Source organism: Pseudodesulfovibrio sp. lm2024 (genome assembly GCF_051175575.1).
Classification (GTDB): domain Bacteria; phylum Desulfobacterota; class Desulfovibrionia; order Desulfovibrionales; family Desulfovibrionaceae; genus Pseudodesulfovibrio; species Pseudodesulfovibrio caledoniensis.
This window is the reverse complement of the sequence record NZ_CP195092.1, coordinates 2776134-2798574: the sequence shown is the minus strand read 5'-3', so window position 1 is coordinate 2798574 and position 22441 is coordinate 2776134. Positions and strand designations below refer to the sequence as shown.

General features: G+C 63.8%; 21 protein-coding genes and 1 tRNA gene. 12 read left to right on the top strand and 10 right to left on the bottom strand.

Features of this window, described 5'->3' with window-relative positions; genetic code table 11:
* Positions 1-90 precede the first annotated feature (90 nt).
* Positions 91-492, bottom strand: a complete 402-nt coding sequence (locus ACR42D_RS13285; protein ID WP_484567267.1) for a VOC family protein — start codon at positions 490-492, stop codon at positions 91-93.
* A gap of 198 nt (positions 493-690) precedes the next feature.
* On the opposite strand from ACR42D_RS13285, the gene ACR42D_RS13280 reads away from it, so the two are divergent.
* From ACR42D_RS13280 to ACR42D_RS13240, 9 genes are all read left to right on the top strand, one after another.
* Positions 691-765 (top strand) — tRNA-Val (locus ACR42D_RS13280).
* 219 nt (positions 766-984) lie between these two features.
* On the top strand, positions 985-2922 hold the full coding sequence (gene thrS, locus ACR42D_RS13275; RefSeq protein ID WP_484567266.1) for a threonine--tRNA ligase: 1938 nt from the start codon (positions 985-987) through the stop codon (positions 2920-2922).
* A 1-nt stretch (position 2923) separates the two neighbouring features.
* Positions 2924-3454, top strand: a complete 531-nt coding sequence (infC, locus tag ACR42D_RS13270) for a translation initiation factor IF-3 (RefSeq protein WP_484567265.1) — start codon at positions 2924-2926, stop codon at positions 3452-3454.
* A 41-nt stretch (positions 3455-3495) separates the two neighbouring features.
* The gene (rpmI, locus tag ACR42D_RS13265; RefSeq protein WP_163810283.1) at positions 3496-3693 is read left to right on the top strand and encodes a 50S ribosomal protein L35; all 198 of its coding nucleotides are present in this window, start codon (positions 3496-3498) and stop codon (positions 3691-3693) included.
* 180 nt (positions 3694-3873) lie between these two features.
* Positions 3874-4227: a 50S ribosomal protein L20 gene (rplT, locus tag ACR42D_RS13260; RefSeq protein WP_484567264.1), complete on the top strand. Its 354-nt coding sequence runs from the start codon at positions 3874-3876 to the stop codon at positions 4225-4227.
* Positions 4228-4230: 3 nt separating this feature from the next.
* On the top strand, positions 4231-5283 hold the full coding sequence (gene pheS / locus ACR42D_RS13255; RefSeq protein WP_484567263.1) for a phenylalanine--tRNA ligase subunit alpha: 1053 nt from the start codon (positions 4231-4233) through the stop codon (positions 5281-5283).
* Positions 5284-5518: 235 nt separating this feature from the next.
* Positions 5519-7921, top strand: a complete 2403-nt coding sequence (pheT, locus tag ACR42D_RS13250; RefSeq protein WP_484567262.1) for a phenylalanine--tRNA ligase subunit beta — start codon at positions 5519-5521, stop codon at positions 7919-7921.
* A gap of 341 nt (positions 7922-8262) precedes the next feature.
* On the top strand, positions 8263-8571 hold the full coding sequence (locus ACR42D_RS13245; RefSeq protein WP_484567261.1) for a MerR family transcriptional regulator: 309 nt from the start codon (positions 8263-8265) through the stop codon (positions 8569-8571).
* Between the two features lie 26 nt (positions 8572-8597).
* Positions 8598-10751 carry an AsmA family protein gene (locus ACR42D_RS13240; protein WP_484567260.1) on the top strand — a complete coding sequence of 718 codons (2154 nt, stop codon included), beginning with the start codon at positions 8598-8600 and terminating at the stop codon, positions 10749-10751.
* On the opposite strand, the gene ACR42D_RS13235 is transcribed toward ACR42D_RS13240, so the two are convergent.
* Genes ACR42D_RS13235 through flgB form a run of 7 tightly spaced genes read right to left on the bottom strand, consistent with a single transcriptional unit; the run spans position 10748 to position 16748 of the window.
* Positions 10748-12166, bottom strand: a complete 1419-nt coding sequence (locus ACR42D_RS13235) for a FliI/YscN family ATPase (RefSeq protein ID WP_484567259.1) — start codon at positions 12164-12166, stop codon at positions 10748-10750. The genes ACR42D_RS13240 and ACR42D_RS13235 overlap by 4 nt on opposite strands.
* A 2-nt stretch (positions 12167-12168) precedes the next feature.
* Positions 12169-12918: a FliH/SctL family protein gene (locus ACR42D_RS13230; protein ID WP_484567258.1), complete on the bottom strand. Its 750-nt coding sequence runs from the start codon at positions 12916-12918 to the stop codon at positions 12169-12171.
* Positions 12905-13903, bottom strand: coding sequence for a flagellar motor switch protein FliG (gene fliG / locus ACR42D_RS13225; RefSeq protein WP_484567257.1), 999 nt, complete (start codon positions 13901-13903; stop codon positions 12905-12907). Before fliG ends, ACR42D_RS13230 begins: the two co-directional genes overlap by 14 nt.
* Positions 13904-13906: 3 nt before the next feature.
* Positions 13907-15499 carry a flagellar basal-body MS-ring/collar protein FliF gene (gene fliF / locus ACR42D_RS13220; RefSeq protein ID WP_484567256.1) on the bottom strand — a complete coding sequence of 531 codons (1593 nt, stop codon included), beginning with the start codon at positions 15497-15499 and terminating at the stop codon, positions 13907-13909.
* Positions 15500-15549: 50 nt separating this feature from the next.
* A complete protein-coding gene (gene fliE / locus ACR42D_RS13215; RefSeq protein ID WP_484567255.1) occupies positions 15550-15879 on the bottom strand; it encodes a flagellar hook-basal body complex protein FliE in 330 nt (109 codons plus the stop codon).
* 17 nt (positions 15880-15896) lie between these two features.
* Complete coding sequence (flgC, locus tag ACR42D_RS13210; protein WP_484567254.1) at positions 15897-16337, bottom strand: flagellar basal body rod protein FlgC; 441 nt, start codon at positions 16335-16337, stop codon at positions 15897-15899.
* Positions 16338-16748, bottom strand: a complete 411-nt coding sequence (gene flgB / locus ACR42D_RS13205) for a flagellar basal body rod protein FlgB (protein WP_484567253.1) — start codon at positions 16746-16748, stop codon at positions 16338-16340.
* 434 nt (positions 16749-17182) lie between these two features.
* On the opposite strand from flgB, the gene ACR42D_RS13200 reads away from it, so the two are divergent.
* The 3 genes from ACR42D_RS13200 (at position 17183) to hflX (ending at position 20789) form a co-directional block, all read left to right on the top strand.
* The gene (locus tag ACR42D_RS13200) at positions 17183-17746 is read left to right on the top strand and encodes a tetratricopeptide repeat protein (RefSeq protein ID WP_484567252.1); all 564 of its coding nucleotides are present in this window, start codon (positions 17183-17185) and stop codon (positions 17744-17746) included.
* Positions 17747-18204: 458 nt separating this feature from the next.
* Positions 18205-18801 carry an IMP cyclohydrolase gene (locus ACR42D_RS13195; protein ID WP_484567251.1) on the top strand — a complete coding sequence of 199 codons (597 nt, stop codon included), beginning with the start codon at positions 18205-18207 and terminating at the stop codon, positions 18799-18801.
* A gap of 380 nt (positions 18802-19181) precedes the next feature.
* Complete coding sequence (gene hflX, locus ACR42D_RS13190; protein WP_484568467.1) at positions 19182-20789, top strand: GTPase HflX; 1608 nt, start codon at positions 19182-19184, stop codon at positions 20787-20789.
* 15 nt (positions 20790-20804) lie between these two features.
* Here hflX and ACR42D_RS13185 read toward each other — a convergent pair whose 3' ends face one another.
* Together ACR42D_RS13185 and ACR42D_RS13180 are read right to left on the bottom strand one after the other, a co-directional pair.
* Positions 20805-21374: a hypothetical protein gene (locus ACR42D_RS13185; protein ID WP_484567250.1), complete on the bottom strand. Its 570-nt coding sequence runs from the start codon at positions 21372-21374 to the stop codon at positions 20805-20807.
* A 95-nt stretch (positions 21375-21469) separates the two neighbouring features.
* Positions 21470-22441 (bottom strand): cation diffusion facilitator family transporter, encoded by a 972-nt coding sequence (locus tag ACR42D_RS13180; RefSeq protein ID WP_484567249.1) that lies wholly within the window; start codon positions 22439-22441, stop codon positions 21470-21472.

Below are 22441 nucleotides of genomic sequence, written 5' to 3'. Positions count from 1 at the left end.
TGTGCTTTTTGCGTGGGCGGAGAGCCTGCGTAATGGCCTGGGGCCAGCCGCCGTCGACCGGGGGAGTGCTACGGCCTCTTGGGGGGCTGGTTACAAGTAGTATTGCTTGAACTCCTCGCTCGGCTCGATGTCCACATACACGTATAGGGCCACGCCGTAGGGATCGAGCGTGCAGAAGCCCCGGTCGCCCCAGGGGTGGTCCTCCAGGGGCATGACCATGGGCAGGCCCGCTTCCACGGTCCGGTCGTGGGCCGCGTCGACCTCGGCCGCGTCCTTGAGTTTGATGTTGTAGGTCAGGCCGCCTTGGTAGAGCTGGTGGTCCGGGGACTGCGGCTGCATGAAGTGCAGGGTGGGGCCGTTCTCGCCGAACTGGAGGCCGATGTACCAGCCGCAGTCGAAGATCAGGCGGCCGTTCAGATACGTGGTGTAGAAGTCCCGGGCCTTGTCCAGGTCCTCCACGACGATGGTGGCGGATATGTCTATGGGATGCATGGTTGTTCTCCTTGGAATTGGCGTTCATAAACCTGTACGGCAAATCGGGCGGTTGCGCCATACCGAAGCGTGAGATCGGCGCGGGCAAAGGGCTTTCGGGCAGGCGGCGGAAACGGGACGCAAAAAAAAGAAAAAATCCACACAACGTGCTTGACAACCAACCGACCTCCATATACTTTCCACTCCGCTTCGACGAGAAGGCGCGTAGCTCAGGGGGAGAGCATTTGCTTGACGTGCAAAGGGTCGTGGGTTCAAATCCCTCCGCGCCTACCAGAACATCCCCGGAAGGGAGGCCTAGTGGCCTCCCTTCCATTTTTTGGTTGAAGCGAAAACGCCGGTCCGGGCCGTCTCCCCATTGACGGCCCCGGGTTCCGTTCCTACCTTTCCGGAGTCGAACGCGAACCGCACCGGCGGAACGGAACAGATGTCACACGGCGCCGCCGCAAGGCGCGTCCAAAGAATCCGGCCACGGCCGGACAAGGGAGAGATGAAGTGTTGGTTGAAATCTCCGGTCAACAGGTTGAAGCGGCCGACGGCGCGTCCTGCGCCGACGTCCTCCAGGAAGGACTGTCCAAGAAACAGTTCAAGAACGTCGTGGCCGCCCAATGCGGCGACGCGATCGTGGACCTGAGCACTCCCGTTACCGAGACCTGCACTACCATCGAGCCCGTCTTCGCGGACAGCGAGGAAGGGCTCGGCGTCATCCGCCACTCCGCGGCCCACGTCATGGCCGAGGCCGTCAAGAAGCTGTTCCCCACCGCCAAGGTGACCATCGGCCCGTCCATCACCGACGGGTTCTACTACGATTTCGATTATGAGCGTCCGTTCACGCCCGAGGACCTGGAGGCCATCGAAAAGGAGATGCTCTCCTCGGTGGGCGCCAACAAGGACTTCACGCGCTCGGTCATGTCCAAGGCCGAGGCCAAGAAGCTCTTCGAGTCCATGGGCGAGACCTACAAGTCCGAGATCATGGACGACCTGGGCGGCGACGAGTTTTCCATCTATACCCACGGCGACTTCGCCGACCTGTGCCGCGGCCCGCACGTGGTCCGCACCGGCCAGATCAAGGCCTTCAAGCTGCTCTCCGTGGCCGGCGCCTACTGGCGCGGCGACGAGAAGAACAAGCAGCTGCAGCGCATTTACGGCACGGCCTGGCAGGACCCCAAGGCCCTGAAGAAGTACCTGACCCGCCTGGAAGAGGCCAAGAAGCGCGACCACCGCAAGCTCGGCAAGCAGCTCGACCTGTTCTCGTTCAGCGAGGAGGTCGGCCCGGGCATGTCCCTGTGGCACCCGCGCGGCATGCTCCTGCGCGCCATCCTCGAGGACTTCGAGCGCAAGGAGCACCTCAAGCGCGGCTACCAGCTGGTCCAGGGCCCGATCATCCTCAAGCGCGAGCTGTGGGAGAAGTCCGGCCACTACGACAACTACCGCGAGAACATGTATTTCACGGAGATCGACGAGCAGGCCTACGGCATCAAGCCGATGAACTGTCTGGCGCACATGATCATCTACAAGCGTAAGATCATGAGCTACCGCGATCTGCCCCAGCGCTACTTCGAACTGGGCGTGGTCCATCGCCACGAGAAATCCGGCGTGCTCCACGGTCTGATGCGCGTGCGCACCTTCACCCAGGACGACGCGCATCTGATCTGCCGCCCGGACCAGGTGGAGGAGGAGATCCTCAACCTGATCAAGTTCTACCAGGACATCTACGCCCTGTTTGACTACGAGTTCGACGTGGAGCTTTCCACCCGGCCGGAGAAGTCCATCGGCTCGGATGCCGACTGGGAACTGGCCACCGAAGGACTGCGCCAGGCCCTCGACAAATCGGGCATGCCGTACGCCATCAACGAAGGCGACGGCGCGTTCTATGGCCCGAAGATCGATTTCCACCTGCGGGATTCCATAGGCAGAAGCTGGCAATGCGGCACAATTCAAGTGGATTTCACCTTGCCAGAGCGCTTTGACATAGTATATGTGGGCGAGGACGGTGAGAGGCACCGGCCCGTGATGATCCATCGTGCCATGCTCGGTTCCATCGAACGCTTCATCGGCGTCTTGACGGAGCACTGTGCAGGTGCGTATCCTGTCTGGCTGGCGCCCGTGCAGGCGCGTTTGCTGAACGTGACCGATGCGCAGGCAGATTTCGTCAAGAAAGCCGAAGCGTTCCTCGTTTCCAAGGGGATCCGCGTCGAAGCGGACATCCGCAACGAGAAGCTCGGCTACAAGATACGGGAAGCTCAGGTTGAGAAGATCCCGTATATGTTGGTAATCGGTGACAAAGAGGTTGAGGCCGGGTGCGTCAATATCCGTTCACGAGACGGAGAAGACCCCGGGATGGTGACACTGGAGGAAGCCGCGCAGTTGATTTTGGATGCTGCAAAGGCGCCCTTCAAAGCAGGAGGAATGAGCTATAGCTTTTCGGGGTAACATGCGCCGGGATCAGAAGAGGGAAGATCTGGTCCGGCGGAACGAGAGAATCCGCATCCCCAAGGTGCGGGTCGTGGACGATGACGGTGAGCAGCTCGGTGTCATGGCAACCCGCGACGCGCTTGATCGCGCCCGGGAGAAGGGTCTCGATCTTGTGGAGGTCGCGCCCAACGCCGACCCGCCCGTCTGCAAGATCATGGATTACGGCAAGTTCAAGTACCAGCAGCAGAAGAAGCTGCAGGAAGCGAAGAAGAAGCAGACCGTAATCAAGATCAAGGAAGTCAAATTCCGGCCCAAGACCGACGAGCACGATTACCTGACCAAGCTCAAACAAATTGTAAAGTTCCTGGAAGGCGGCGACCGCTGCAAGGTGACCATCTTCTTCCGGGGACGCGAGATAGTCCACAAGGACCGCGGGCTGGCCATGCTCGAAAGGGTCGTGGTGGACACCCAGGATTTAGCCAAAGTCGAGAGCAAGCCCATGTCGGAAGGACGGACCATGACGATGATGCTCGCTCCGGTGAAAAAATAGAGACTTGAGAAGGGACCCTGGTCCCATTCTAGGAGGATACTATGCCCAAGATCAAAACCCGCCGTGCAGCCGCCAAGCGGTTCTCCAAGACCGCTACCGGCAAGTTCAAGCGCCGCCGCAAGAATCTCAGGCACATTCTGACCAAGAAGAATGCCAAGAGAAAGCGCCGCCTCGGTCAGTCCACCACCGTGGACACCGCGAACATGAAGGCTGTCCGTCGTCAGTTGCCCAACGGCTAGCAATCCGCCTGATACGGCCATCCGGCGGCGTCACAAGAGAGGAGGGGAATGGCCCCGACTCGCACGTACGCCGGTTGCGCCCAGACGAGATGCCCGTTGATCCCATTAACCCTATAAAGCAATCCACCTCGCCGGGGGAGTCCGTCCGGCCCGGGAGGTAAAAGCGATGGAGGTTTTACCATGAGAGTAAAGCGTGGAGTTGCCGCCAAGCGGCGTCACAACAAATATCTGAAAATGGCCAAGGGTTACCGCGGCGCGGGTTCCCGCCTGTACCGCACCGCCCGTGAGCGCGTCGAAAAGGCCCTGTGCCATTCCTACAAGGACCGCAAGCGCAAGAAGCGCGAGTTCCGCAAGCTGTGGATCATGCGCATCAACGCCGCCGCCCGCATCAACGGCATGTCCTACAGCCGTTTGATGAATGGCCTGAAGAAGGCCGGCATCGAGCTGAACCGCAAGGTTCTGGCCGATATGGCGGTGCGCGATCCGCAGGTGTTCGCCAAGATCGCAGAGGCAGCCAAGGCCAAAGTGAGCTAAATCGTGAGTAGTGAATTGAAGTCCTTCCTTGAAGGACTCGACAGCCTGGCCCAGGATTGCGCTTCGCGCAAGGGCCAGGCTTGTTCGTTAAAGGAACTGGAGGAACTCCGCATCGAGTTCCTGGGCCGGAAGGGCAAGCTCGCCCAGATCATGGGCAAGCTCGGCAAGCTCGACAATTCCGACAAGCCCGCCGCGGGCAAGAAGGCCAACGAGGTCAAGCAGGCCATCACTGGCCTGATCGACGGTTGGGAGGCCGAGCTGCACGCCGCCGAGGCGGGCCAGGCCCTGTCGCGCTTCGATCCCTCCATGCCGGGCCGCAAGCCGTGGGCCGGTTCCCTGCACCCCGTGACCCTGGTCATGGACGAGGTCGCCTCGGTCCTGGTCGGGCTCGGTTTCGAGCACGCCGCCGGACCCGAGGTGGAGAACGACTGGCACAACTTCGAGGCCCTGAACATGCCGCCGGACCACCCGGCCCGCGACATGCAGGACACCCTGTACATGTCGGAGAAGATCGTCCTGCGCACCCATACCTCGGGCATGCAGATCCGCTCCATGCTCAAGCGCAAACCGCCCGTGGCGGTCATCGCGCCGGGCAAGGTCTACCGCCGCGACTCGGACCTGACCCACACCCCCATGTTCAACCAGATCGAGGGGTTGCTGGTCGACAAGAACGTGTCCATGGGCGACCTGCGCGGCACCCTGACCGCGTTCGTTCGCGCGGTCTTCGGTCCCAGGACCGAGGTCCGCTTCCGTCCGAGCTTCTTCCCGTTCACCGAGCCCAGCGCCGAGGTGGACATCTCCTGCGTCATGTGCGGGGGCAAGGGCGAGACCGACGGCAAGACCTGCCGCGTCTGCAAGGGTACGGGATGGGTCGAGATCCTGGGCTGCGGCATGGTCGATCCCAACGTGTTCAAGGCCGTGGGCTACGACCCCGAGGTCTACACGGGCTTCGCCTTCGGTGTCGGCATCGAGCGCATGGCCATGCTCAAGTACGGCATCGACGACCTGCGCATGTTCTTCGAGAACGACGTCCGTTTCCTGGAACAGTTCGCCTAGATATTGTGGCGGCCCGGGAGGGCGCAAGCCTTCCCGCGTGCCCCTTTTGACATGCTGAACTCCACCGAGTTCACCCCTTACGAAGACAACTTTTCCACCCCCTCCGATACGCGCGCATTGCGCATGCAAAAAGTTTAGGTGGGGAGATGGGGATGGGGTCCGGGGGAAGGGGAAGAGGGGAAGCCCTTTTCAAAGGCTTCCCCTCTTCCCCTTCCCCCGGCCGCCGGAGGCACTCATGTTAGTTAGCTTGAATTGGTTGCGTGAATTCGTCCCCTACGAGGGGGACATCCAGGTCCTGGGGGACAAGTTGACCATGCTCGGCCTCGAGCTGGACGGCATCACCGATCCCTTTGAGGCCGTGCAGGATATCGTGGTCGGCTTTGTTGCCGAACGCGAGCCGCATCCCGAGTCCGACCACCTGTCGGTCTGCACCGTGGACGTGGGCGGCCCCGAGACCCTGACCATCGTGTGCGGCGCGCCCAACGTGGGCAAGGGCCAGAAGGTGCCCGTGGCCATGGTCGGCACGACCATGCCCGACGGCATGAAGATCAAGAAGGCCAAGCTCCGGGGCGTCAAGTCCATGGGCATGATCTGCTCCGAGCGCGAGCTGGGCTTTTCCGAGGACCACGAGGGCATCTGGGTGCTCGACGACTCGCTCAAGGTGGGCGACAAGCTGGTCGACGCCCTGAACCTGGAGCGGGTGGTCTTCGACTTCGACATCACCCCGAACCGTGCCGACTGTCTTTCCATCCTCGGTTTCGCCCGCGAGACCGCCCTGGCCTTCGACCTGCCCCTGACCATGCCCGAGCTGAACCTGGTCGAGAGCGGCGGCAATGCCGCCGACGAGATCAAGATTCTGATCGACGACCCCGAGTACTGCCCGCTGTTCAACAGCCGCGTCATCAAGGGCGTGGAGACCCGCAAGGCCCCGGACTGGATGCGCTTCAAGCTGCTCGCCCTGGGCCAGCGCCCGATTTCCAATATCGTGGACGTGACCAACTACATCATGTTCGAGCTGGGCCAGCCCATGCACTCCTACGACCTCGACCTGGTCGAGGACGCCACCCTGCGCGTGGCCCTGGCCGAAGAGGGCATGAAGTTCACCACCCTGGACGACGTGGAGCGCACGCTTACGGCCAACGACCTGCTCATCCGCGACGGCAAGCGTCCGGTGGGCCTGGCCGGCGTCATGGGCGGCTCCAACACCGAGATGCACGCCGGTTCCACCAACGTCCTGCTTGAGGCCGCCGTGTTCCGTCCGGGCACCATCCGCAAGACCGCCCGCCGTCTGGCCCTGCCGTCCGAGGCGTCCTATCGTTTCGAGCGCGGCGTGGACCAGCAGCTCAACCGTTTCTGCATCGACCGCGCGGCCCAGCTCATGGCCGAGACCTCGGGCGGCACGGTCATGAAGGGCGTGGTCACCAACGAGCCCCGCCCCTGGCAGGACCGCACCCACGGCTACCGCCACAAGCGGTGCATGTCGCTGCTTGGTCTGGACCTGGAACCGGCCTTCGCCAAGAAGGTCTTCGAGCTCGAAGGGTGCACTGTGAACGATTCCGATCCGGACAACTGGATCGTGGATTCCCCGTCCCACCGGTTGGACCTCGAGCGCGAGGTCGACCTCTACGAGGAAGTGGGCCGGGTCTACGGCCTGGACCGCATCCCGGCGGTGCTGCCCCGGGTGGCCAAGCCTCTGGAGGGCATGGGCGAAACTCCGGAGTACGAATTCATCAGGCGGGTCAAGCTGTGGGGACGCGGCGTGGGGCTGAACGAGGCGATCAACTACAGCTTCACCGGCTCCGAGGATCTCGACCGCCTTTCCCTGCCCGAAGAGGGCCGCGTCTACATCGCCAATCCCCTGTCCGAGGAACAGAACGTCATGCGCACCGAGCTCGCCCCCGGCCTGCTCAACACGCTCAAAAACAACCTGTCCAAGGGCAACAACCATATCCGACTGTTCGAGGTGGCCAAGCAGTTCGTCTTTGACGAGACCTCCGAGACCGAGACCCGCGAGCAGACCCGGCTGGCTATCCTGCTCTACGGCCCGCGCCACGCCGAGGAATGGCCCTGGGCCCACGGCGACGTGGACTACCTGGACATCAAGGGCCACGTGGAACACCTGCTGGCCGACACCCTCAAGCTCGAAGCCCCGGTTTTCACCGTGGCCGAGGGCGAGCATCCCTACCTCACGCCCTGCGTGCAGGTGGCCGTGTCCGGCGAGCCCGTGGGCGTCATCGGCCGGGTGCGCGAGGAAATGGCCGACTATTACCACGCCCGCAAGGACGTCTGGCTGGCCGATTTCAACCTGGACGGCCTGCGCGAGATGGTCGATGCGCACAAGATCGACTTCAAGCCGCTGCCGGTCTTCCCGCCCAGCCGCCGCGACGTGACCGTCATCGGTCCCGTCACCCTGAGCGCCGACGCCATCCGCGGGACTATCCTGTCCGCGGGCGTGGACATCCTGGAGTCCGTGGAACTGGTGGCCGAGTTCGTGCCCGAAGGCCAGGAGGAGGAACGCAACCTGTCCTTCCGCCTGACCTACCGCTCCCCGACCAAGACCCTCAAGGACAAGCAGGTCGACAAGGAACACAAGAACATCCTGGACGCCCTGGAAAAGAACCTGCCCATCCGGTTCTAACCTCCCGAACAAGAACGCCAAGGCCCCGCTCCGAAAGGAACGGGGCCTTTTTTGTGCGGTGTGGATGCCTCCGGCGGCCGGGGCGCTGCTCCGGACCCCGCTCAAGAACCTTTTGAAAAAGGTTCTTGAGAATCTCCAAAACTTCTTGTGTGCCTTCGGCAGGGCCGTATGTGCGCGCAAGCGTGAGTGAATGTGGGGTATTTCCAAGCTCGCACCATCCGCGAAGCGGCTACAAGAAGTTTAGGAGGGTGAGAGGGGGTTGGGGGTCCAGGGGGGAAGGGGGAGGCATCTTCCTCCCAAACATGGTTGAAGGCGGCGGGGGTATTTGGTAGACGTAGGGGATGGAAGATTTGCAGGAATTCAAGCGGTACAAGATCGGGCAGGCGGCCAAGGCCATCGGGGTCAAGACCTACGTGCTCCGTTTTTGGGAAGGGGAGTTCGACGAGATCGACCCGATCCGCACGGAGAGCGGCCAGCGGCTGTACACCGAGGAGCACATGGAGATCATCCGTGAAATCAAGCGGCTCCTGTATGACGAGGGGCTGACCATCGACGGGGCCAAGAAGAAACTGCGCAGCCGCGAGCACAGCGATATCCTGTGCGAGGTGCGCGACGAACTGCTGGCCATCCGCAACCTCCTGAGAAGATAGCGGGACCATCCGCAAAGGGGCGGGCCATGGGCAACCTCCTGAAATTCGGGCTGATCGGCCTGGGCGTATGCCTGGTCCTGTTCGTGGTCGCGGCCGTGGTCTTCATGGCTGTGTTCGACCCCAACGATTACAAGGATCGCATCAGCCGGGCCGTGCGCGATGAGACGGGCAGGACCCTGACTTTTGACGGCGACATCGGGGTGACGTTTTTCCCGAGCCCGGGCGTTCGCCTGGGCGGGCTTTCCCTGAGCAACGCGGAAGGGTTCGGGCCCGAGCCCATGGTCTCGGTGCGTTCGGCCCGCGTGACCGTGCGCCTCCTGCCCCTGCTCATGGGCAAGGTCCGGTTCGGGCGGCTGGAACTGGACGGGCCGGTTCTGCACCTGGGCCGCGACGCGCAGGGCAGATTCAACTGGAACGACCTGGTGGGGCGCGAGCAGGAAAAGGACGGCCAGGACAAGGAAGGCCACGGCCGGTCCTTTGACCTGGACGTGGCGGGCGTGGCCGTGACCGGTGGCGAACTGACCTGGGACGACCGCAGGGAGGATGTCCGGTTCGTGCTGGGCGGCCTGGACGCGACCACGGGCGCGATCAGCAAGGGCGGGGTGTTCCCGGTGAAATTGGCCATGCATTTCGACTGCCGCAACCCGGACGCCAAAGGCTCGCTGACCCTGGAGGGGCAATCCTCCCTGGATCTGGCGGAGCGCCGGTACGGCCATATGGACATGCAGGCGGCCATCCGGGCAGAAGGCGCGTCCATCCCCGGCGGCAAATTGGACGGGACCCTGTCGTTTCAGTCCCTGGCGCTTGATTTCAAGAAGGAGACGGCCCAGATCACGGGGCTGGCGTGCTCGGCCTACGGGGTCACGCTGCTCGGGGACGGCACTTTCCAGGGCTTGACGGACGGGCTCAAAGTGGCCTCGGCCAGCCTGACCGTGAAACCGGCCGACCTGCGCGCGGTGCTCGCGGCCCTGGGGGGCGCGGTGCCGGAAACCCAGGACGCCAAGGCGCTGTCCGAGGTGGGCGGCACGGCCCGGGTGGATTTCAAGGCAGGGCGGCTGGCCCTTGATGATGTGGAGCTGTCTCTGGACGGGACGCGCATCGAGGGCGCGGGGGCGGTGGAGCGCGGCAAAGCGTGGCCCCGGTTTGCGGTCCGGGCGGACGTGGGCGACCTGGACCTGGACCGTTACCTGCCCCCGGGGCATGGGGCGTCCGGGGAGGTTGCCCGGGAGAAGGCGCAGTCCGGGGAGCTGGACGACACGGTGCTGCCCGGCAAGCTGATCCGGCGGCTTGATTTCAGCCTGGACGCCAAGGTCGCCAAGCTGAAGCTGGGCGGGGCGCGTTTTGAGAACGTGGCCGTGGCGGCCAGCGGCGCGGACGGGTTGGTGACGGTCGATCCTCTGTTCGCCGAGGCGTACGGGGGCACTGTCAAATTGACCGGCACGGTGGACGCCCGTCAGGGCGCGCCCGTGGTCCGGACGCGCAGCGAGGTGGCGCATCTGGACGTGGCCGGACTGGCCCGCGACGTGACCGGCAAGTCCGAGTTCGCGGGACTGGCGGACTACGCTTCCTCCATGAACGCGCGGGGCGAGCGCGTGCGCGATCTGCTGTCCAGCCTGGGCGGCGAGTTTTCCTTCAAGCTGTCTGACGGCGTGTTCCCGGGCGTGGACCTGATCGGCCTGACCCGGTCCACACACTCGGCCAAAAACAAGCAGGGCACGGTGGAAGGCGCGGGGACCGGCTCCACCCGGTTCGGCTCCATCTCGGGCACCGGGACCGTCAGGGACGGCGTGGTCCATAACAATGATCTGGAGGTCAAGGCCCCGGGGCTGCGCGCCACCGGACACGGCGCGGTCTCCCTGGTCACCCGCGAGATCGACTACATGGTCCGGGCCAAGCTGGTGGCCACGTCCCAGGGGCAGGGCGGCAAACCGTCCGAGGACCTCATCGGGGTCATGGTCCCCATCCACGTGACCGGCATCATCGACAGGCCGCGCTACTGGGTCTCGATCCCGGAGTATGTCAAGGCGCTGGGCGGCGTGGTGATCGATACCGTGGGCACGGTGCTCGGCGGGGTGAAGAGCGTGGTCAAGGGCGTGGGCTCGGCCCTGGACAAAGCCTGCTGCGAGGACGACTCGGAGACGGGCAAGCCCGAGCGCAGGAAGTTTCTCGGAATATTCTAGCGGGCCTTCATCTTGATGTCGGCCGGGGACGCCGCGTTCTGGCGGGGCACCTTCTTGAGCTGCTGCCTGGACTTGGCCGCCGGTGCGGCGGGTTTCTTGGGCGCAGCCGGTGCGGCGTTCTCGCCCACCAGTTCGTGCATGGCCGTGAACGAACCGTCCAGGGTCTCCTGTTCCTCCACCAGCTGGCGCAGGAAACGGTTGATGGGGCCGACCATGGCGATGGCCTTGTCCACTTCCGCGTTGGCTCCCTTCTGGTAGGCTCCGATGTTGACCATGTCCTCCACGCGCTTGAAGGTGGCCATGTGCCGCAGCAGGGCGCGGCCGTCCGCCTGGGCCTGCTTGGTGGTGATGTCGCTGCGCAGACGGCTGATGGATTTGAGCACGTCGATGGCCGGATAATGGCCCATGTCGGCCAAATCGCGGGTCAGGACGATGTGCCCGTCCAGGATGGAGCGGGTGGAGTCCGCGATGGGTTCGGTGAAGTCGTCGCCGTCCACCAGGACCGTGTAGATGCCGGTGATGGACCCCTTGCGGTTCTTGCCCGCGCGCTCCAGCAGCTGGGGCAGGTGGGCGAAGACCGACGGGGTGTAGCCGCCGCGCGTGGGCGGTTCGCCCGCGGCCAGGCCGACCTCGCGGCCCGCCATGGCGAAACGGGTGACCGAGTCCATCATCAGCAGCACGTCCTTGCCCAGGTCCCGGAAATATTCGGCGATGGCCGTGGCCGCGTAGGCCGCGCGCATGCGGATGAGCGGGCTCTTGTCCGAGGTGGCGACCACCAGCACGGACCGGGCCATGCCCTCGGGGCCGAGATCGCGCTCCATGAATTCGACCACCTCCCTGCCGCGCTCGCCCACCAGGGCGATGACGTTGATGTCTGCCTTGGTGTAGCGGGCCATCATGCCCAGCGTGGTGGACTTGCCCACGCCCGAACCGGCCATGATGCCCACGCGCTGGCCCTTGCCCAGCGTCAAAAGCGCGTTGACCGAGCGGATGCCCACGTCGAGCGGCTCGTTGATGCGCGGGCGCTCCAGCGGATTGGGCGGTTCGCGGTGCAGGGGGGCGAAGGTGTCGGCGTGGATGGCGCCCTTGCCGTCCAGCGGAGCGCCGAAGGCGTCCACGGCCCGGCCGAGCAGGGCGTTGCCCACCGGGATGTGCGGCGGGGTGGCCGAGTTCTGGATGAGCGAACCCGGGCCGATGCCGCGCATGTCCGAGTAGGGCATGAACAGGCAGGCCCCGTCGCGGAAGCCGACCACTTCCGCCGGGATGGGATCGTGCCCCGTGGGCAGGAGGTAGCAGACCGAGCCGAGCGGGGCCTTGATGCCGTGCCCCTCGGCAATGAGGCCGACCACCTTGGTGACCTTGCCGAAGGTCTGGCAGGGATCGAGCTCTTCCAGCAGTCCGAGCCGCGAATCCATGCCTACTCCTTGTCGCCGGCGGTGATCTGCTCGGCCAGCTGGTCGAAGATGGGTTCCACGAGCTTCCAGCGGGTGTCGATGGTATTGTCCACCTTGCCGCCCTCTGCCTCGATGACCACGCCGCCCATCTCGATGGATGCGTCGCCCTTGACGGTCCAGTACTTGAGGGTGGGGTTGCGGTCCTGGATGATCTTGACGAACTCGTCCAGTTCGGCGGTCTCCTCGGGGTGGCAGCGGATCTCGATGCGCCGCTGGGACTCGATGCGGTCCAGGGCCTCGGTCATGAGGACTTTCAGGGCCTCGCCGCGCTTCTCGTCCAGCTCCACCTTGAGAGTTTTTTTCAGGGCCAGGCGGATGAGCATGACCACGTCCTCGCGCCTGGTTTCGTAAATGTTCTTGCCCTGCGCCCCGAGCTGGGTGAACAGGGCCTCGGCCTTGGCCGAGACGTCGTGGATGTGCTGGTCCACGAACTCCTGGGCCTCGGCCATGCCCTGGGCGAATCCCTCGTGCCGAGCCGTGGCGCGCAGGGCCTCGGCCTCCAGCTCGGCCAGCATCTTGATCTCCTTGGCCGCCTCGCGGGCCTTTTCGCGCACGCGGGCCAGGTACTCCTCGTTGGTCGAGTCGTCCCAGATCAGCTGGCGCTTGCCCTCCAGCTCCTGGATGGTCATTTCATCCGGGCCGGGGGTGTCCATACCGACCACGACCTTGCCGGTCATGCGCGGACGGCGGCTCTGCAATTTAGATAAAGACATCGCTGCCACCTCGGCTGATGACGATCTTGCCCTCGTCCTCCAGGCGGCGGACGGTCTTGACGATGGACTGCTGGGCGGCCTCCACCTCGGAGAGCTTCTTGGGCGGCATGATCTCCAGGTCCTCCTTGATCATGGCCGAGGCGCGCTCGGACAGGTTCTTGAAGAACTTCTCGCGCAGGTCCTCGCTCGCGCCCTTGAGCGCCACGGTGAGGTCCTCGTTGGAGACCTCTTTCAGCAGCTCGCGGATGGCGATGTCGTCGATGCCCTTGACGTCCTCGAACACGAACATGAGGTTGCGGATGTCCTCGGCCATCTGGGTGGACTCCTCCTCGATCTCGGACAGGACCTCTTCCTCGGTGTTGCGGTCCACGGCGTTGAGGATTTCGGCCACGGAATTGACGCCGCCGACCTTCTTGCCTTCCTTGCCGCCCATGGCGATGAGCTGGCTCTGCAGGACCTTGTCCACTTCCATGAGCATCTCCTCGGCCACGGCTTCGAGCTTGGCCAAGCGCATGAGCACCTCGGCGCGCACGCCGGCGGGCAGGTTCTGGATGAGCTCCGCGGCCTGGTCCGGGTGCAGGTGGCCCAGAATGAGGGCCAGGGTCTGCGGGTGTTCGTTGCGCAGGATCTGGGCCAGGATGCGCGGGCTGACGTTCTCCAGCTCCTGGAACGGCGTGGGGCCGGTGTCCAGGTCCAGGGAATCCATGATGTACTTGGCGGTCTCCGCGTCCAGGGACTGGGTCAGCAGACGCTTGACCTGTTCCGGTCCGCCCACCAGGAGCTCCGCGCCGTAGGCCAGGGACTCGTTGTACTCCTTGAGCACTTCCAGGACCTCCTCCTTGGGCACGGCGTCGGTTTCGAGCATGGCCTTGGACACGGCGGCGATCTCGTTGCGCTCCATGCGCTTGAACACCTCCGCCGTGAACTTCTCGCCCAAGGCGAGGAGCACGATGGCCGTTTTCTGGGGGCCGGTGAAGTCTGCCATGTCTTACGCCTCCTGGGTAAGCCAGGTTTTGAGCAGGTGGACCGCCTGGTCGATGTTCTCGTCGGACAGCTGGATGGCGTGGTTCTTGGCGTTTTCGAGCCGGCGGGAAGTGTCCAGGGCCTCCTCGTCCATCTCGTCATCCTCCAGGGCCAGCCGCTCGGAACCGGGCAGCCCGGCCATCTCCTCGATCTCCTGCTCGGCGACTCTGGGCCGGATCAGGGCCATGACCACCGGGCGGACGACCAGGATCAGGAAGAGGAAGATCAGCAGCCCGTTCAGGAACGGCTTGCCCAGCCGCTGGGCGTATTCCAGCATGGTCCGCATCAGGGAATCGCCGCTGGCCAGCTGCGGTTCGCCGAACGAGATGTTGCTGACCTCGATGGTGTCGCCGCGCGTCTCGTCAAAGCCTACCGCGTTTTCGATCAGGGTGCGGATGCGGTTGATCTCCTCGGCGGTGCGGGGCACGTAGACCTGATTGCCGTCGGCGTCGGCCTGCCACGTCCCGTCCACGATAACCGCAACGGTCAAACGTTTCAATTCCCCGACGGGGGCTACGATATTTTCTTCCTGCTTGTCGATCTCAAAGTTGGTGGTCCGGGACTCGCGGGTGGAGTCCTGGGTGGTCTGGGTGCCGGTGAAGCCGTCGCCCCGGAAGTTGGTGTCCGGCGCGCCGCCCGCCAGGTTGGCCGCGCCGTTGGTGGTCTCTTCGTTGCGGGTCTCGGAGCGGACCACCGCGCTGGCCGGGTCGTAGGTCTCCTTGCGCACGGTGCGCTGGCTGAAATCGAGGTCCGCATTGACCCGGGCGATGACCTTTTCCGGGCCCACGGCCGGTCCGAGGAGTTCGAGGATGCGGCGCTGCAGCTTGGCCTCCACGCCCGCCTTGTGCTCGAGCTGGGCGTTGGACATGGCCAGGCCGGTGGTTTCGTCCTCCGGGGTGTACAGGGGGTGGCCCTTCATGTCCGTGACCGTGATGCTCTTGGGCTCAAGCCCTTCCACGGCCATGGATACCAGGTTGACGATGCCCTTGACCTCGTCGGGTTCGAGCTTGCCGTCGCCCTTGAGCTGCAGGACGATGGACGCGGACGGCGGAATCTGGTCCTCGATGAACAGGGACTTCTGCGGGATGACCAGGTGCACCCTGGCCTTGTCCACGATGGGAAATTCGGTGATGGTGCGGGCCAGTTCGCCCTGGAGCGCCCGCTGGTAGTTGACGTGCTGGACAAAGTCGGTCTGGCCGATCTGGACCTCGTCGAAGATCTCGAAGCCGATGCCCTGGCCATGGAGGTTGCCTTCGCCCGCCACCTTGAGCCGCAGCTCGTAGACCCGGTCGGCCGGGACCATGATGGTCGTGCCGTTGTTCTCGAGCTTGTAGTCCTCTTTCTGGGCCTGGAGCATGCCCACCACCCGGGACGCGTCCTCAGGATAGAGGTTGGTCATCAGGACCCGGTAGTCCGGCTTGTTCATCCAGTAGATCATCAGCGCGAACGAGATGACCACGGCGGCGGCCAGGCCCCCTATGAGAATGCGCTGCGACACGGTGCGGTCGGTCCAGAGCCCTTGCATTTTGGTCCAGTATTCGTTGACGAACGGCGGCATCTTCTATTTCTCCAGCTTGCGTTGGCGGTGTGATCCGGTTTTTGCGACGCCTAGAAGGGCATCTGCATGATTTCCTTGTACGCGGTCATGATCTTGGAGCGGACGGCGCCGGTCATCTGCATGGCCATGCCCGCCTTCTGCATCGAGATCATCAGCTCGTGCACGTTCTGGGTCTTGCCGGAGGCGAACTCCTCGATCATCACCTCTTTGGTCTCCTGCAGGTCGTTGACCTTGACCAGGGAGGACTTGAGGGTGTCCTGGAAGCTCGTGACGGGTGCCTGGGGCTTCTTGAGGCTTTCCGCGACCTTGGTGTCCACCGTGCGGCGGCGGATGTCCATGGCGTTCTGGTAGGCATTGAATGCGACGCTTTTGACGACCATTTTCTACTCTCCTTTTCCTAACCCTGTCCGATGGTCAGGGCCTTCTGGAACATGCGCTTGGCGCTTTCGATGGTCTGGACGTTGGACTCGTATCCGCGCATGGCCTGCATCATGTTGGCCATTTCCTCGACAACGTTGATGTCCGGGTAGAAAACGTACCCCTGGTCGTTGGCGTCCGGATGGCCCGGGTCGTAGACCTGCTTGAAGGGGCGTTCGTCCCGGATCACGCCGAGCACCTTGACCCCTTCCAGGTTGCGGTTGAGCTGGTCGTGCATGGCCTGGTCAAAGGGCGAGTAGACCGGCGTGGCCTCGAACGACACGGACTTGCGCTGGTACGGGCCGCCCGCCTCGGTCTTGGTGGTGCGGATGTTGGCCATGTTCATGGAAATGACGTTCAGCTGCGCCCGCTGGGCCGTGAGCCCGGACGCGCCGATGTCGAGGGCGGTCATGATATCCATTTACTTGCTCCCTTCCTGAATGACCTTGGTCATGCCGTCGAAGCTCTTTTTGATGACCGAGGCCAGGGCGTTGTACATCATGGTGTTCTTCGTGTTGGTGGCCATTTCCTTTTCCAGGCTGACCTCGTCCTGGCCCCAGACCTCGCGGGCCCGGAAGTTGTCCAGCCCTTCGCCCTTGAACCCGTCGGGATCGAAGGTGGCGGGCAGGTGGTCCTGCTTGGTGCGGGTGAGCTTGCCCAGTCCGTCCTGGTTCAGGGCGGCCTGGAGCTGGTTCTCGAACTCCAGGCGGCGGGCCCGGTAGCCCGGCGTGTTCACGTTGGCGATATTGCCCGTGACGATATTTTGACGTTGCAGGCGCAGGTCCATGACCTTTGCCGTTAGGTTGAGGTGATGCTCGAAAAGTCCTCGCATTCCTTGCTCCTCCTGCGTTCTCTTGTCGTTTTCTGGGCCGGTGGAGGCATGTTTTTCCGCCGGGTCCGCAGGAGACTTAGCAACTCCCGTTCCAATCAAACAACACCTTGAAATCGAAGAGGATTTATGAAATGGGACCTGTGCGGGCGTCAGACTCCCGGACGGGAGCCTTGGTCCTCTGCCGACCGGGAGGGCGGAAAAACAGGGTAGTTTCTTCCATTCCGACCGGTTCCGGCCGGAGGGCGGTCTGTGGGGTGCGCTGCCGAGTGTGTAGATAAATTATGTTTTTACAGTATGTTGTGACCGTGTGGCCCCAGAGAGGAAAAATGCGCACGGCCCCCTTGGCACATTGATTGCTAGATCGGTATCGGCCGAATCGGCCATGGAGATCTTTTCAGCCCGGCCCTCGGGCAAAGGAGAAATGGAGGGGAACTATGAGTGGTCATCTGGATTACGAAATCAACAAGGAACTCGGCGAATGCTACCTGTTCATGGGTGAGCTGGACAAGGCCGAGGAGTACTACAAGAAGGCCGTCAGCTCCAACGGCGTCCACCCGGACCCGTACCTCGGGCTGGCCACGGTAGCCGTTCAGCGCGGCGACCTGGAAGACGCCGAACTGATGTACAGGAAGGCCCACAAGATCGCGCCTTCGGACAAGAGTCTTTCCGGGATAGCGCTCATCCGCATGGAGAACAACGACAGGGACCAGGCTTTTTCCCTGTTCGTCGAGGCCATCGAGATGAATCCCGAAAACATGGTCGCCCTGTTCAGCCTGATCAGGCTCGGCCATGAGCTGGAACGCATCGGCGAAATCATTCCGCACCTCGAGAACTATCTCGAAATCGATCCGGCCAAGCACGAAGTGCGTTATTCCCTGGCCGGGTGCCTCGCCTGCGTCGGGCAGAAGGACGCGGCCGTCAAGGAACTCGAGACGATCCTGGAAAAGGATCCCGAGAACGCGCCGGCCAAGGAAATGCTCGACCAGTTCCGGTCCTGATAACGGTCTCCCCTCCCCGTTGATTTCCCGTCCCGCAACCCTTGCGGAAGCGGGGCGGGAAATCAGCCTTGAGACCGTCCGGCGGCCCGGCCGCCGCCCTCCCGGCAACCGCTTGCGCACGAGCCTGCGCGCGGCCTTGTCGTCTTTTTCGCGTCATTTCCCCATGCGCCCGCGGCGGGTCCGTCCCATCCAGTCCTGCCCGGAAATGGCTTTCTCGGCGTATTCGTTTGTGATCTTCCAGGGTTGGCCGATCCTTGCGTATCCAGGCCCGGTCGCGTGCCGTCCGGCCAGCGCCCTGTTTTTCCGGTTTTCCCGGATTCGCTCTTTCCGTCGTTATACACACCTGTGGAAAACCAGCGGCCGATCGGGCCGATTTTCGCCGGAAACCATGGCCTTCCGCGCCTTGCGTTCGGGCGGCAAATCTGGCAGAGGCACTCAAAACATCAAGTGAGGTTGCGATGAATCTGTTGCCTGTGAAAAGAGCCATACTATCTGTTACCGACAAAACCGGTCTGGCCGAGTTCGCGAAATTCCTGGTGGATCGGGATTGCGAACTGGTGTCCACCGGCGGGACCAAGAAGATGCTGAAGGAAGCGGGGCTGCCCGTCACCTCGGTTTCCGACGTCACCGATTTCCCCGAGATCCTGGGCGGCCGGGTCAAGACCCTGCACCCGCACATCCACGGCGGCATATTGGCCGATAAGGACGACGAGGCGCACATGGAGACCCTGCGCGACTTTGGGATCGAGCCTTTCGACCTGATCTGCGTCAATTTGTACAATTTCGCCGACGCGGTGGCCAAGGGGTTGGACCTCAAGGCGGCGGTGGAGCAGATCGACATCGGCGGTCCGACCATGCTTCGGGCCACGGCCAAGAACTTCCACTCCATCTGCGTGGTCCCGGATCCCAAGTACTACGCGACCGTGGAGAAGGAGATTGAGGAGCACGGCGGCCTGACCCTGGAATTCCGCAAGGAAATGGCCACCCTGACCTTCAAGCTGACCAGCGAATACGACGCCATGATCACGAAATACCTCAGCGAAAACGACGCCTAGCACTTGCGGCGGCTTGCGATAGCGGGCCGCCTGCACATTTTTCGGGCTTCGCTCAATCCTCAACGTAGGCGGCTACGCCTCCGGTTGAGCTTCGCCCGAGAAAATGCACAGTCGACCCACTCTCCCAAGCCTTGAGGCGTCATTCGAGGAATATGTGGCAGGGGGGCGCCGCGCGGCGTCGGGGGGATTGCCGCGCGGCGCAAGAGGGTGCATAGTCGAATCACTCCGGTCAGGGAGTTGGGATCAGCGGTCCCAACTCCCTGATCGACAATTGGATTACGGAAATTTCCCGGCTGCGGCGGCCTGTACCGGCCTTGCCGCGACCACTTTTATCCAGGAGCGCCATCATAGCCCAGAAGCCCAAGGGCAACCTGCAAGGGTTGAAGCCCAGCCAGATCAAGCGGTTGTCCCGTCTGTACCAGCGCCAGTTCCCGGTGGATACGGCCTACACCAACGAGCAGGCCCGCGAACTGGCCGAGCTGTCCGCGGACACCGGCCGCCAGCTCGGCCTGCTCATCGACCGCCAGGGCAAGGTGGACATGGTCCTGGTCGGCGACAACCGGTCCATCTACATCCCGGAGCTGCCGCGTGCGCGGATGAGTTCGGGCCGTTTGCGCGGCCTGCGCCTGCTGCACACCCACCTGGCCGAGGAGAGCCTGAGCCAGGAGGACCTCATGGACATGGTCTTCCTGCGCCTGGATTCCGTGGCCGCCCTGACCGTGCGCGAGGGATTCCCGGTGGCCGTGGAGGCCGCCCACCTGCTGCCGCCCAACCCGGACGAGAAGAGCTATGAACTTTTCCCGCCCGTACGCTGGGACCGCTTCGACCACGATCTGGGGGCCATCACCACGGCCATCGAGGACGAGTTCGGCCGCCAGGCGGACGGGCAGGGGTTGGGTTCGGACGAGGACCGGGCGCTTTTGGTCAGCGTGGACGAGACCCCGCGCCCGGTGCAGGAGCTTTCCCTGGAGGAGCTGGCCGAGCTGGCCGACACCGCCGGGCTGGTGGCGGCCGGGACCATGATCCAGCGGGTGCGCAAGCGCAATCCCAAGTTCATCATGGGCAAGGGCAAGCTGGCCGACCTCGAGGTCCGGGCGTTGCAGGCCAACGCCTCGATCATCATCTTCGACCAGGAGCTGTCGCCCACCCAGATGCGCAACCTGGCCGAGATCACCGAGCGCAAGATTCTGGACCGCACCCAGCTCATCCTGGACATCTTCGCCCAGCACGCCACCAGCAAATCGGGCAAGCTGCAGGTGGAGATGGCCCAGCTCAAGTACACCCTGCCCAGGCTGGTGGGAAAGAACCGGGCCATGTCCCGGCTCATGGGCGGCATCGGCGGGCGCGGGCCGGGCGAGACCAAGCTCGAGATCGACCGCCGCCGGGCCAACGACCGGCTGACCCGGCTCAAGGCCGAACTCAAGCAGGTCCGCAGGCACCGCACCCAGACCCGCGAACGCCGGGCCAAGGCCGGGCTGCCCATCGTCTCCCTGGTGGGTTACACCAACGCGGGCAAGTCCACGCTGCTGAATACCCTGACCCAATCCAAGGTCCTGGCCGAGGACAAGCTCTTCGCCACCCTGGACCCGACCAGCCGCCGCATCCGCTTCCCCGAGGAGCGCGAGGTGGTCCTGACCGACACGGTCGGCTTCATCCGCCGCCTGCCGCCGGACCTCAAGGAGGCCTTCCGGGCCACCCTGGAGGAGCTGGACTCCGCCGACCTGCTCGTGCTCGTCTGCGACGCCTCCCACCCGGAGGTGGAGGAGCAGGTGGAGGCGGTCCGCGCCATTCTCGACGAAATGGAGCTGGCCGAGATCCCGTCCATCCTGGTCCTGAACAAGTGGGACCGGCTCGACGAGGAAGGGCGCGAGGCCATGTCCCGCGTCTTCCCCGAAGGCATCCCGGCCGTGGCCGTGGACCGCGCCTCCCTGGAGCCGGTGGTCGAGGCCATCCTCGGCAATCTGCCGTGGGAGAAGCAGGGGGCCTGACGCCCTTCCGGGCCATTACCCGCGTCCCGCCCTGCGGCGGGCGCGGTAGGCGTCGGCCACGAATATCAGTGAGACCAGCTGCTGGGCCATGAGGATGTAATATCCCTGGCCGCCCATCAGGGCCGCGCAGCCGAGGTTGCCCAGCATGAACCCGAAGTAGCCGTTCTCGTTGCTCTTGGCCGACAGGTAGGTGCCGATCAGGAACCCGGCGGCCACGGACAGCTCGAAGACCTGTGTCAGGGTCGTTATCCCGCCGAAATCATACAGGCTTGCCGCCAATCCGAAGAACACGGAGCAGCGCGCCAGGTAGTCGAGCCATCTCGGCTCGCGGCCGTCTCCCCGCAGGGCGATGATAAAGCCCATGAGCATGGCCGGCGCGCCGCCCGCTTCCACGGCGGCGGCGATCCAGTTGTGTTCCAGGATGAAGACGGTGACCCAGGCGGGCAGACCGGCCAGGTAGATGGCCCACGACCGCAGCCGCCAGGCCTTGTTGGAGTCCGGGGTGGCGCTGCGCTCCGCCCGGGAAAAGCATATCTTGTTGAGCAGGTACGAAGACCCGCCCCATATCTGAAGCAGAATATCCATGTGTTACCTCGTGTCCGGCCACAGGGCCGGTTAAGGACGTGACAAAAGACATGGGCGTGAGCCCATGGACCTCGAAAGAGGCGGGGGAGCAGCGTCTACTCGCCCGATTTGTCCGTCAGAGGAGGCGACATCATGGGACATTCTCCGCCAAGACTGGCCGTGCAGGCACCGCCCACGTCTCTCCCGTCGTAGGATGTGTCGCTTTCCAGCGGCTCGACATGGATGGTCACTTCTGCGCGGGGCAGCTTGGAGTGGATAAGTTCTTCAATGAGTTCACACAGTTCATGGGAATCGTGCACGGTCATGGAGCCGGGCACCAAAAGATGAAAGTCAATGAATCGTTTGGGGCCGGACTTGCGTGTGCGCAGTCCGTGGAAGGACGATTCCGTGCCCGCGTAGCTGTGGATGGCGTTGGCGATGAGCTTGAGCTCGTCCTCGGGCAGGGCGTCGTCCATGAGCCCGCCCACGGACCGCTTGAGCAGCCCGATCCCGGTGAAGACGATGTTCACGGCCATGATCACGGCGATGATCGGGTCCAGGATCTTCCACTGGGGCATGACGATGATCACGGCCAGACCGGCCACCAGCCCCACCGAGGTCCAGACGTCGGTCAGCAGGTGCTTCGCGTCCGCTTCCAGGGTGATGGAGTCGAACCGGTCGGCCGCGCGGAGCATGATCCGTGCGACCAGGAAGTTGACGGCCGAGGAGACCAGGGCCAGGAGCAGGCCGGGGCCGAGGTGGCGCAGGTCCTGGGGCGAGAGAAAACGGTCCACGGCCGCGTAGGCGATGGCGAAGGCGGCCACGATGATCAGTACGCCCTCGATGCCGCTGGAAAAATATTCCGCCTTGCCGTGGCCGTAGGCGTGGTCCGCGTCGGCCGGGCGCATGGCTATGGTGATGGCGGTCAGGGCGAGCACGCCCGCGGTCAGGTTGACCAGGGATTCGGTGGCGTCCGAGAGCAGGCCGACCGAACCGGTCATCCCCCAGGCGCCGAACTTCAGCACCAGGGTCACGATGGACGCCCCGATGGAGTAGACGGCGTATCGCTTGGGGGATGACTTTTGCAC